The sequence below is a fragment of the Paenibacillus ihbetae genome (assembly GCF_002741055.1).
GTDB lineage: Bacteria > Bacillota > Bacilli > Paenibacillales > Paenibacillaceae > Paenibacillus_AQ > Paenibacillus_AQ ihbetae.
Map to the genome: position 1 here is coordinate 6,245,450 of NZ_CP016809.1, position 11,758 is coordinate 6,257,207.

Here is an 11,758-nt window from a genome sequence, read left to right on the forward strand (position 1 = left end):
CGGGAAAACCTAAGCTCTCTACAATAAGGTCGTTACAGAAGTCGGAAGTGAGTAAAAACGTTAGGAGATGATTCCATGAACGACACGCGCATACAACTGCGTTGGTTGAAGGCAGCCGCATCTATTCCGGCAGGGGTGACGTGGGGGATGCCGTGGAAGGAGGGGGAGCTTTTGCGGGACGACCGGCTGTCGCTGCATATGGAGGGTGGGACCACATATGCGCTGCAAAGCTGGCCGACTGCTTATTGGCCGGACGGCAGCGTAAAGTGGACGGCGCATGCGGCCGCTCTTCCGGCTGGCGCTCCTGACGGGTACGCCGTAGTGAAGGGAGAACCCGGGCTTTTACCAGCAGCAGCTTCGTTGTCCGTGAATGAGACGGAGAATGACTTTACCATCGACACGGGCGTTATTACCTTTCGGGTCCCCAAAACCGGCAGTCGAATGATCGCCGATGTTCAACGAAACGGTGTCAGTATAAGCTCTTATGGCGAATTGATCGCCATCAAGGAAACCGTAAGCGAGCTGACCGGCAGCCGAACGATCCGGGAGGAACGGTATCAATCCCAAATTTATGAGACGAAGGTGGAGCAAGCAGGCCCGGTACGAGCGGTCATCAAGCTGACGGGCCGTCACCGCGCTGTCAACGGAACCGGCGAATGGCTGCCCTTTTCGCTTCGCCTGTACGCATACGCGGGACTGGGGTCGATCCGGATCGTGCATACGTTTTTTTATGACGGCAATCCGAACCAGGATTTCGTGAAGGGACTCGGCATCTGTTTCGGGCTGCCAATGCGCGGGCCGCTCTATAACCGCCACGTCCGGTTCGCGGGCGACAGCGGTTTTGTAAGCGAATCGCCGAAGACGCTCCATACGCGCCGTACGCAAGGCAAATATTTGGAGCTGTTCATGCGTCAGCTCAATGGGGAAACGCTCTCCGATGAAGACATGGCCGACCCATACTTCATGAATCTGCTGCACGATTCCGCGTGCTGGGACGGCTATAAGCTGACGCAGTTCTCAGCGGACCATTACCTGATGGCTAAGCGGACCATGGACGGCTGCAGCTGGCTCAAATCCGCTGAAGGCCGGAGAGCGCGCGGCGTCACGTACGTCGGCGGGCCCGGCGGCGGCCTGGCTCTTGCGATGCGCCACTTCTGGCAAAAGCACCCTTCCGGCATGGAAGCACGTGGCCTCACGACGGACGAGGCCCAGCTGACCGCCTGGTTCTGGTCGCCGGAAGCCCCGGCCATGGACATGCGCCATTATGATACGCGCACGCATGTTGAGTCTTCCTACGAAGGCGCGGAAGAGCTGCGCGCAACCCCTTACGGCGTCGGCAATACGAATGAGCTGACGATCTGGTGCCGGGCGTCGACGCCGTCGACGGTAGAGCTGGACGCTTACGCGGCCTATAACGACTCGCCGCCCCAGCTTGTATGCGAGCCGGATTATTTGCGGAGCCAGGGCGCTTTCGGCATCTGGAGCTTGCCGGACCGGGGAACGCCGATCAAGGCCCGCCTCGAAGAGAAGCTGGACGGGATCATCGCCTTTTACCAACGGGAGGTGGAGCAGAGGCGCTGGTACGGCTTCTGGGATTACGGCGATTTCATGCACAGCTATGATCCTGCGCGTCATGTCTGGAATTATGATCTCGGCGGATGTGCGTGGCAAAATACCGAACTGGTCCCGAACATGTGGCTGTGGCTGATGTTTTTGCGCTCGGGACGCGAAGATATTTTCCGGATGGCGGAGGCGATGACGCGCCATACGAGCGAGGTTGACGTCTACCACTTCGGTGAATACGCAGGCCTCGGCTCCCGGCATAACGTCGTCCATTGGGGCTGCGGCTGCAAGGAAGCCCGGATCAGCATGGCCGGCTTGCACCGATATTATTATTATTTGACGGGGGACGAACGAATCGGGGACATGATGGACGAGGTGAAGGACGCCGATTTTACAACCGTTCATATCGATCCGATGCGCGCCTATTTTCCGAAGGACGAGCATAAGACGCATATCCGGGTCGGCCCGGATTGGGCGGCATTCAGCTCCAATTGGATGACCCAGTGGGAGCGTAAAGAGGATCCATTTTACCGTGACAAACTGATGACCGGCATACAATGCATTAAACAGGCGAATTTCGGCCTGATCTCCGGTCCGACATACGGTTATGACCCGACCACCGGCATGCTCGCGTCGATGGGAGACGACAATTGGGGACGGCATCTGGCGTTATGCATGGGCGCACCGCAGGTGTGGTTTGAGCTGTCCGGCATGCTGATGGATAAGCAGTGGGATGAAATGATGGCTGATTTCGGCATTTTCTATAATCTTTCGCAGGAAGACAAGGATCAAATTACGGGCGGTGCAATCAGCGCGAAGCGGTTCGAGCACCCTGTCCTGACGCTGGCCCTCGTCGCTTACGGCGCTTGGTACCGTAAGGACAGACGGACGGCCGATTTTGCCTGGGAGACGCTGCTGCGGCATCCTTTTGCCAACACAGACCTGGAGAAGGACGCGGCTGACGTTACATACGCCGGCGAGCTGAAGGAGATTGACTGGATGAACACGAACGAGGCGTCGCAGTGGTCTTTGAACACGATCATCAGCCTGGAACTGATCCCGGACGCGCTGCCGGAGCATGCGCCATCGGAACGGCAACAGGCCAAGAATTACTGAAGCCGGGTTATCGTCACGTCTGCCCTGCAGCATTGGCAGGCAATTGCCCGAAGCTGGAAGAAAGGAGCATCACCTCCGATGAATGAAAATACAACCGAATCAGGATTACCGGAGCAGGCCAATAGCTCGCTTATCCCTGAAGGCTGGAGGGAAATCTACGCGAATCCGCTCGCCAAGCCCGAACATGTCCGCAGGTTTCGATTGGAAGGGAGTGCCTCGGTCACGTTTCCTGTGGGACGGATGCGACTCGAGAGTCTCCTGGACGAGAAAGAGGGACAGCGCGCCAATTTCGTGCTGTGGTGCCCTGAGGATTTTCCGGCGGATGCGGCTGTTTCTTGGGATTTTTGGCCGGTGCGGGAGCCGGGCTTGGCCATGATGTTTGTATGCGCAACCGGAACGGAGGGGCGGGATTTGTTCGATCCTTCGATCAAGCCGCGGACGGGCGAATATGACCAGTATCATCACGGCGAAATGAACGCCTTCCATGTCTCTTACTTCCGGAGAAAGTGGGCGGAAGAGCGGATGTTTCACACGTGTAATTTGCGCAAAAGCTACGGCTTCCATCTGGTCGCCCAAGGTGCGGATCCGATTCCGGGCGTCATGGACGCGTTCGGTCCTTACCGGATGCTCATCGTCAAGGTCGGCAGCCGCATTACGTTTGCCGTAAATGGCCTGCCGGTGTTCTCATGGACGGACGACGGTCATACGTTCGGACCGAAACTCGCCGGCGGCAAGGTTGGTTTCCGTCAGATGGCCCCGCTGATCGGTGAATATGCCAATTTAACCGTGTATGCCGAAAGAAAAACATCCTTTTGAGAGCGGTTGGTTCACTCGTCGTTTGGATGATTTAGATGGAGATCGAATAGGTCCTTCTGGCGGAGTGGTCGTGCAGTGGATTCGTAGAGACATAATCAACAAATTGAAGGCTTAAGATGGGGGGCTACTAATGAAAACCGTCCATGAGCAGCACAAATATGAAACGAGGAAGAATTCCGGCTTTCAGCTGGAATACCTGGATCGCGGACTGGTTGCGGCTGCCACGTCCGAAGGAATATTTCTCAGCTGGAGACTCTTTGGGAATGAAGTGAGCGGCTATAGCCGTAACGGATTGACCGGAACTGATTTTAACCTGTATCGAAATGACGCCATGATCGCAGTTGTCCGCGACAGCACCAATTATTTGGATCCCGGCGGGACGCCAGACTCGGTTTACTATGTTTGTGCCGTTGTCGACGGACAAGAGGTCGACCGAAGTGCCGACGTCACTCCCTGGGCAGTCCCGTATTATGAATTGCCCTTGCGTAAACCGGCTGATGGCATAACGCCGGCCGGTCAAGTCTATACGTATTCGGCGAATGATATGAGCATCGGGGATGTAGATGGCGACGGCGAGTATGAGTATTTTGTCAAATGGGACCCTTCGAATGCAAAGGATGTATCGCATTCCGGTTACACCGGGCAGGTATATATCGATTGCTATAAGCTGGACGGAACTCTCTTGTACCGAATAGACCTTGGCGTGAACATACGGGCCGGTGCTCACTATACGCAGTTCCTCGTCTACGATTTTGACGGAGACGGAAAAGCCGAGCTGATGTTCAAGACCGCACCCGGAACGAAAATCATCCGGTACGATCAGGAAGGGCAAACGATCTCCGAAACCTATATAACGATGCCGCCTGAGGATATCGCTGCCGGGTACAGCCATTCGGACGATTATCGAATGAGCAGCGAGGATTACTATAATCATATCGTCTCTATGTTCATGCGCTGGCACTCGCATGAGGAGGTTGTGGCCGGACGATGGCCCTCCACGCTGGAAGCATGCTTTGGGATCGAGCAGCGCTACAATTACCCGTTGTCCAGGAGGGATGCAGAGCGGCTCGCCGACTACTTCCTCGATGTGTATGCTCCCAGTCGGAGCGGTCGCAACAACTTGCGGTCATTCGAGGGCTTCATTCTTGATGGGCCTGAGTATTTAAGCGTATTTCGCGGGCATACGGGCGAGGAATTGGAGACGATCCCCTATAAACCGGGGCGGCATGATGACGGTCTGAGGTGGGGGGATTATGCTTGGAACCGCATCGAGCCCGGCAATCGCGTGGACCGGTTCCTGGCAGGCGTAGCCTATTTGGACGGCAAACAGCCGTTTGCGATTTTTGCTCGGGGCTATTATACCCGTGCTGCCGTTGCAGCCTACTCCTGGGATGGAAGGCGCCTTAAGGAGACATGGTTCATCGACAGTGGCTGGGTTTCGATGAATAATCCTTTTCATGATACGCTTCGTCTAGAGGACGGCCGCCATGAGAAATTTGGCAGCCTGGCTAAACAGGGCGCACATTCATTAAGCGTCGCTGATGTGGACGGAGACGGCTGCCACGAAATAATTTACGGGGCGGCAACCATCGACCATGACGGATCTATTTTGTACAGCTCCCGGGCTGAAATGCCCCCGGAGAGCAAGGAGCCTGGCAAAATGGCCAAGCTGGGTCACGGCGATGCACTGCATGTTGCCCATATCGATCCAGACCGGCAAGGGTTGGAAATATTTATGGTGCATGAAAGCGGCGCCTCGGGACCCTATGGATACACGCTGCGCGATGCGGCAACCGGCCAGGTGTTATACGGCGGCTTTGCCGTCGAAGACGTTGGACGCGGAATGATCGGGCAAGTGGATAAGCATTATCGCGGACTTCAAACATGGTGCAGCGAAGGGTATGACAGCGATGAAGCATTCGGCTTGATGACATGTACGGGAGATCGGATTGCAGCGCAGGCTCCGGGCACGAACATGAGCATTAAGTGGGCGGCTGATATGACCACGCAGATCATCAACGGCCGATTCGACGAGCCGGTTACGGTCGACGATTGGAAACGAGGCAGGCTGCTCACCGCGGAAGGCACGGTTTCCAACAACGGCACGAAGGGAAATCCATGCCTTGTTGCGGACGTGTTCGGAGATTGGCGAGAGGAACTGCTGGTTCGAACAAAGGATAGCTCGGCGATCCGAATTTACTTGAGCACCGAGGTAACGGACCGGAAATTGTATACGTTGATGCACGATCCGCAATACCGGACGGGCATTGCATGGCAGAACGTCGTATACAACCAGCCTAGTTATCCAAGCTTTTATTTTGCTTCCGATACCGATTGGGCAGCGGTTCCTGTTCCGCAACTATATCTTCCCCGCACGAGCCAAAGGTAATCGTGACAAGAGGGATAATTCCATCACGACAAGTATATCTCGCCACGAGGAGCATATCCCGTTACGAGGAACATATCCCGTTACGAGGAACATATCCCGTTACGAGGAACATATCCCGTTACGAGGAACATATCCCGTTACGAGGAGCATATCCCGTTACGAGGGACATATCCCGTTACGAGGAGCAAATCTCGTCACGAGGAGCATATCTCGTCACGAGGAGCGTATCCCGTCATAGGAGTGTATTACGTGATGTGTATCATATCCGATGAGGAGGAAACAGGATGATCAAAATTATGATGTGCTTTCCTGAAGGGAGGCACAAAGCGCTGACTTTAAGTTATGACGATGGACGATTCGCCGATCGGCGGCTGGTGGACATCTTGAACCGGCATGGGATTAAAGGAACCTTTCATATCAATTCCGGGCTCCTCGGAACGCCGGACAGGGTGGGGGTAGAAGAGGTCAGAACGCTTTATGTAGGTCACGAGGTGTCGGCGCATACGTTGACCCATCCGACGATCGCTCGCTGCCCGAATGAGCAAATCGTGCATGAAGTCATGGAAGACCGGCGTAATTTGGAGCGTATCGTAGGTTACACGGTGCGGGGGATGTCGTATCCGAACGGCTCTTATAGCCGCAGAATCAAAGAAATGCTGCCGGGTCTCGGTATCGACTATGCGAGAGTCGTTGCGAGTTCGGGACATTTCGGAATGCCGGACGATTTTCTGGAATGGCAGCCGACCTGCCATCATAATCGTGATTTGATGAAGCACGCCGAGACCTTCGTGAGCATGCATAAAAAGCAGTACTTGTATCTGATGAACGTATGGGGGCATAGCTACGAATTCGATAACGATCATAATTGGGAGCTTATGGAACAGTTCTGCTCTTATGTAGGAGGTAAAGCGGAAATCTGGTATTGCACGAACATCGAGCTGGTCGATTATACGAAGGCATTCGAAGGATTGAGGTTTGCAGCGGGGCTGGATTTCGTCTACAATCCATCAGCGTTAAGCGTTTGGCTGGACGTGGACGGGCAGATCGTTGAAGTGAAAGGCGGTGAACAGATCAAGCTATAGCGGTGCCGAAGCGGCGGCTCCAGGAGCATCAGGCACTTTCAAGAAATTTTTTGTCAAAAGGAGGGATCACGGATGAACCAAGACCAAGGGAAGACAATGGAGCCTGTTCTCATCGGCAGACTGGATATTCGGGCAGCAGGGCCGCGTTGTAAAATGCTGCTTGGCGACTTAAACGGTGACGGCCGGATGGAAATGCTGCTTGTTCAACCCGACAACCGTCAGGATGTGCGGTACATTCCCCATCAGGTGCAATGCCTCACTGCGTACGATCTGGAGGGAAATTTGCTGTGGCAAACAGGCAAACCGGACCCAGGCGCAGGCAGTCAAGGCTCGGATTATCCCGCCCAAATTGTCGATATCGATGGAGATGGCCATCTGGAAGTGGTATGCGTTATGGAGAATCGTGTCTTGGTCATTAACGGGCACGACGGCAGCGTCAGGTCATCGCATGAGCTGCCGGATCCGGAGGCGCATGACTGCATTATCGTTGCGAATTTGACAGGTAGCCCGCGCACGCGGGATATCATCTTAAAGGATCGCTATCGCCGCTTGTGGGCGATGGACCATCAATTCAATGTCCTGTGGACGCACGAGGGTAACCCGGGCCATTTCCCCTGGGTATACGATTTGGACGGCGACGGATACGACGAAGTAATGGCAGGCTATACGTTGCTGGACCATGACGGCACGCCGTTATGGAGCTGCCGCGATTTGGATGACCATGCCGATTGCATTTGGATCGGCGATGTGAACGGGGACGGAGACCCGGAGATCGTGATCGGAGGCAGCGTCACGGTCATGTATGACCGAAACGGGAGGGAGCTATGGCGCTACGAAGGCTCCATCGAGTCGCAGCACATCGCCCTCGGCCGCTTTCGAAGCGACCTGCCGGGATTGCAAATCGCGGGGCTGGACCGGCTTGTGAGAGAGGACGACGGGAAGGGCATGGTCGGAAAGGACGCCTTGTTCCTGCTGGACGGCAGCGGTCGAGAGGTTTGGAAAGAAGACCGCAAAACACCAGGCTGGCTAACGATTATCGAGCCTTTAAGCGGATGGACAGAAGGAGCTTTGGACTATATTTTGGCCTACCGCCGCGGCGGAGGAATCTTGCCCACATTGTATGACGGCCACATGAATGCGGTCGTGGAGTTTCCTGACGAGGGCTATGCCGTCCATGCCGACTTATGGGGAAGCGGTACGGAGCAAGTTATTATTTACAGTAATGAAACCGCATCCATTTATTCGAGCAAGCAGGCAGATTTAAATGAGCCAATCTCGGGTAACCCACTGCCGCAGACGAAGCGGCTGTCCAGCTCGACATTGTATCCGGGCGGGGAAGTTCCGCTGATAACATAAATGAGGTGACGGATATACCTTTAACGGGGGTCAATCCGTGCTGTATTCGTCATGATTCAGGTGGCAGGCTAACCCCTCCATTTCCCCCGTAATAGCGGGATGTTCTGATATATTAACGATTGCAAAGGCTCTATAAAAGCTGCACTCGATCCTGAAGATCGGGGGCAGCTTTTCTCGTTGGTCCGCTGTGGGAGCATGAGATCGCTAGCCCCTGGTGTACAGGAGCATCCTATCATTGCTGCTTTATTTAGTTGGTAGGGCAACAACTATACTTCGTGCATAATGCGGGACACTGGGCCCGAGGGAAGGTGAACGGTTAAATTTCAAGATCTTGCGGTCTTATTCTAAATCCCTATCTTCCCTAAAGGGTCTCGTGATACATTACTTAAAAATCCTTGGGGAGAGAAGGTATTTGTTATGCATAAAGCAATTCAGCCCAAAATCCTATACTTCGGCACTTCGGTCATCTTGATCAGTACGATCAACGAAGACGGCACACCCAACCTGGCACCGATGTCTTCTGCCTGGTGGCTTAATCAATCCTGCATGCTTGGCATGAGCAGTAAATCCCAGACGGTTCAAAATCTGATCCGTGAACGCGAGTGCGTGCTGAACCTTCCGTCGATTGACTTGGTTGCCGCTATCAATCGCTTAACGCTATTGACCGGTCGCAATCCCGTCCCGGAATCTAAAGCCAAGAGGGGATATCAGCATGAGGCGGATAAATTTGGAGTTGCCGGGTTAACTCCGCTTCCGTCTGAGCTCGTTGAAGCGCCTCGCGTCAAGGAATGTCCCGTCCACCTGGAAGCCAGGCTTGTGAAGCTTCATCCTTTTGAAGAACCAAGTTCGCTTGTTGCCATGGAAGTTCATATTGAAAAAGTGCATATCGAAGAGAAGCTTCTTATGGACGGCCAGTCCAACTATATCGATCCTTCGAAATGGAATCCGATGATCATGAATTTTTGCGAATATTTCGGGCTAAGCGAGCAGCTTTCTGCATCGAAATTAGCGCCGGTATTCGGCCCCCCGTCCGTATAGCTTCCATTTGAGTAGAGGCGCAACCGCTAAAGTTCTCGCTTTGCAGTCGGTACTGCGGTGAAAAAAATCTCGTTGTATAAGAAACATTTCGTGAATTTTTTTACGACCTGACATTCATAGCGACCTGCATGAAATAAATCAAGGTAATCATGCTCGCTGCGAATATATTTTCCATCATCATACCAAATCATAAATCGATTATTTAATTTTCGTTCCTTGCAAAGATACGGCTCCATGACGATAATTTTGCCTTCCGGTTTCAAGATGCGTTCGAATTCGAGCAAGTAGCTCTGGATTAACTCGTCCGGTATATGATGAAGGACAGCTATGACAAAAATATAATCGATCGAGCTGTTATCTATCGGGATATTCTGCTCGTCAAATACTTCGAATTTATGGTTGGGGTACAGCCTTCTCGCCAAAAACACCCGATTCCTGTCGGGTTCAATGCCAAGATAGCGATCTGAATGACAAATCGAGCAATTGGCGCCAGTGCCCGATCCAAAATCAAGAACGGACTTATCTTCCAAGGGAACATGATGCCGAACATGGTCATGAATGTATTTCTTTGTAATCCATTGAGGCCGGACAAACCAGTGATACAATCGCGGAGATAGGGGCATGTGAAGAAGTCACCACCTTTTTTATATGGAACACAAAGGTTAATGTTTCTTCTGCTCATCTTTTAAATACTCGGAAAAAAACACCAGAAATTAGTGATCAGTCGAGAACAAATCGCAATTTGACCCCGACTGATCGCTTGGGAAGGAACAGCAGGTTATGTTCGAGCTTTATTCCCGTTCTCCTTTATTGATAAGCCTGTGATCGTAAAACATGTCATACCTGCAACGGCTGTGACGATTATAGCAATTACCAATCCTACAGCCTTCATAAATGGATCGTCACCTGGGAGGGACGGTTTTAATGTTACCAGCCAATACATCAACACCAGAGTCAGCAACATGTAAAAGCTGCTTCCTAGTGCCCCGAAGGAGGTTAATGAATAAAACACCGACTCGCGCAACTCATAGAAAAGACCGTGCAGCTCCTGCACGGTCTTTCTTTTTGTTTTCGCGCATATTTATTAAACCGTTAATCCGCGGCGATCGTTCGGGTGATGGATACGCTGGACTCCCGCACGATCAGCCGCGGCTCGAACTGAACGCGTTCGTAGCCGCCGTTTGTACCTTCCCGCAAACGCTTCAAGAGCAGCTCCGTGGCAAGCCGCGCCACCTCGTCCCCCATAATGGACACCGAGCTGATCTGAGGCGTAGTCACGGTGGTCCATGCATTGTTGTCGATGCCCACGACGGCGACATCCTCCGGAACCTTGATCTTCAACTCCTTGAATCGATTCACGATACCGATGGCCACCATGTCGTTGACGGCATAGATCGCGTCCGGCATATGCTTGAGACCGTAGAAGTAGTCCGCCGCACGGACGCCTGTCTCGAAAGAGAAATCCTCGCCGAAATAAACGAGGGAGGGGTCCACCCTATTCAATGACTGCTCATATGCCCAGTAACGTTCCTCGATTTTATCCTTCGGCGCGCCGGCATAAGCGATCCGCGTTCTCCCGATCTTGATGAGATGCTCCATGACAAGTCTGCCTTCCTGCCTGGCAAGGCCGACGATATCAGCCTTGTACTCGTCGCCGAGCTGCTTGCCATAATTGATGATGGAGACCGGAAGGCTGGATTTGCTAATCAGATCTCCGAGCGTTTTAGGGTAAGCGAGCGGCATGATGATCAGCCCATCCACATGCAGCTTTTTGATATCCCGCACGATTTCAAGCTCGTTCCGGGCGTTGCCGGCCGTATTGATCTGAACAACCCGATACCCGTGCTGCTTGGCAGTCTGTTCAACCGACCAGGCGATCTCGGGGATGATGGCGTTTCGGATATCCGGTACGGCCAAGGCGATTTGATTCGTCTGCCGAACCTTCAAGCTTTGAGCCGACGTATCCGGGCTAAAGCCGATTTCTTCGATTACCTGCATGATCAGGGCCTTCGTTTTCGGACTGATTCCTTTGCTGTTGTTGATGGCTCTGGATACGGTGGCAATACCGACGCCCGCTTTTTTGGCAACATCCTCTATGGTTACTTTTTTTGATTTCGACATAATCCTCTAACCCTTTCTCTGTCGGAAACGTTTCCTGTATGAGTTCGAATATGTTGGCTGATTGAGGCTACCACCTCTATTATAGCATGCATGTTTCCTTAATTCCTAAAGGCCGGGGCAGGGTGGGATTTCCGAGTTCAGAAGACGTTTTGATGTTGGGCTCAAACTTCGGAACTAAGCGGATACGGTGCTTGAGATACTCAGGGGACGCCGGATATTGCGGATTTTTAGCGGGTTAACGGAAAGGATCCTTCATCAGCTATAACACAGTTCACAT

Annotated in this window: 8 protein-coding genes; 6 read left to right on the top strand and 2 right to left on the bottom strand. The window is 53.1% G+C overall.

Annotated features, from left to right (window positions below):
• Positions 1 to 75: 75 nt before the first annotated feature.
• The 6 genes from BBD41_RS28025 to BBD41_RS28050 all read left to right on the top strand — a co-directional run bounded on the left by BBD41_RS28025 (position 76) and on the right by BBD41_RS28050 (position 9,360).
• Positions 76 to 2,679 carry an exo-rhamnogalacturonan lyase family protein gene (locus tag BBD41_RS28025; protein ID WP_099479956.1) on the top strand — a complete coding sequence of 868 codons (2,604 nt, stop codon included), beginning with the start codon at positions 76 to 78 and terminating at the stop codon, positions 2,677 to 2,679.
• 78 nt (positions 2,680 to 2,757) lie between these two features.
• Positions 2,758 to 3,495 carry a DUF1961 family protein gene (locus tag BBD41_RS28030; RefSeq protein ID WP_099479958.1) on the top strand — a complete coding sequence of 246 codons (738 nt, stop codon included), beginning with the start codon at positions 2,758 to 2,760 and terminating at the stop codon, positions 3,493 to 3,495.
• A 130-nt stretch (positions 3,496 to 3,625) separates the two neighbouring features.
• Positions 3,626 to 5,884 (top strand): rhamnogalacturonan lyase, encoded by a 2,259-nt coding sequence (locus BBD41_RS28035; RefSeq protein WP_099479960.1) that lies wholly within the window; start codon positions 3,626 to 3,628, stop codon positions 5,882 to 5,884.
• Between the two features lie 284 nt (positions 5,885 to 6,168).
• Complete coding sequence (locus tag BBD41_RS28040) at positions 6,169 to 6,966, top strand: polysaccharide deacetylase family protein (RefSeq protein ID WP_099479962.1); 798 nt, start codon at positions 6,169 to 6,171, stop codon at positions 6,964 to 6,966.
• 72 nt (positions 6,967 to 7,038) lie between these two features.
• Positions 7,039 to 8,322 (top strand): FG-GAP-like repeat-containing protein, encoded by a 1,284-nt coding sequence (locus BBD41_RS28045; protein WP_237086942.1) that lies wholly within the window; start codon positions 7,039 to 7,041, stop codon positions 8,320 to 8,322.
• 417 nt (positions 8,323 to 8,739) lie between these two features.
• A complete protein-coding gene (locus BBD41_RS28050; protein WP_099479964.1) occupies positions 8,740 to 9,360 on the top strand; it encodes a flavin reductase family protein in 621 nt (206 codons plus the stop codon).
• A 26-nt stretch (positions 9,361 to 9,386) separates the two neighbouring features.
• Here the strand turns inward: BBD41_RS28050 and BBD41_RS28055 are convergent, their stop codons facing one another.
• Both BBD41_RS28055 and BBD41_RS28065 read right to left on the bottom strand, forming a co-directional pair.
• A complete protein-coding gene (locus BBD41_RS28055; RefSeq protein WP_077566586.1) occupies positions 9,387 to 9,983 on the bottom strand; it encodes a class I SAM-dependent methyltransferase in 597 nt (198 codons plus the stop codon).
• A gap of 469 nt (positions 9,984 to 10,452) precedes the next feature.
• Entirely contained in the window at positions 10,453 to 11,481 is a 1,029-nt protein-coding gene (locus BBD41_RS28065) for a LacI family DNA-binding transcriptional regulator (RefSeq protein WP_077566584.1), read from the bottom strand.
• Between the last annotated feature and the right edge of the window lie 277 nt (positions 11,482 to 11,758).

What these genes read in the sequence shown, in the direction of transcription:
- BBD41_RS28025 (WP_099479956.1), top strand. Translation starts at nt 76, where the DNA reads ATGAACGACACGCGCATACAACTGCGTTGGTTGAAGGCAGCCGCATCT.
- BBD41_RS28030 (WP_099479958.1), top strand. Translation starts at nt 2,758, where the DNA reads ATGAATGAAAATACAACCGAATCAGGATTACCGGAGCAGGCCAATAGC.
- BBD41_RS28035 (WP_099479960.1), top strand. Translation starts at nt 3,626, where the DNA reads ATGAAAACCGTCCATGAGCAGCACAAATATGAAACGAGGAAGAATTCC.
- BBD41_RS28040 (WP_099479962.1), top strand. Translation starts at nt 6,169, where the DNA reads ATGATCAAAATTATGATGTGCTTTCCTGAAGGGAGGCACAAAGCGCTG.
- BBD41_RS28045 (WP_237086942.1), top strand. Translation starts at nt 7,039, where the DNA reads ATGAACCAAGACCAAGGGAAGACAATGGAGCCTGTTCTCATCGGCAGA.
- BBD41_RS28050 (WP_099479964.1), top strand. Translation starts at nt 8,740, where the DNA reads ATGCATAAAGCAATTCAGCCCAAAATCCTATACTTCGGCACTTCGGTC.
- BBD41_RS28055 (WP_077566586.1), bottom strand. Translation starts at nt 9,983, where the DNA reads ATGCCCCTATCTCCGCGATTGTATCACTGGTTTGTCCGGCCTCAATGG.
- BBD41_RS28065 (WP_077566584.1), bottom strand. Translation starts at nt 11,481, where the DNA reads ATGTCGAAATCAAAAAAAGTAACCATAGAGGATGTTGCCAAAAAAGCG.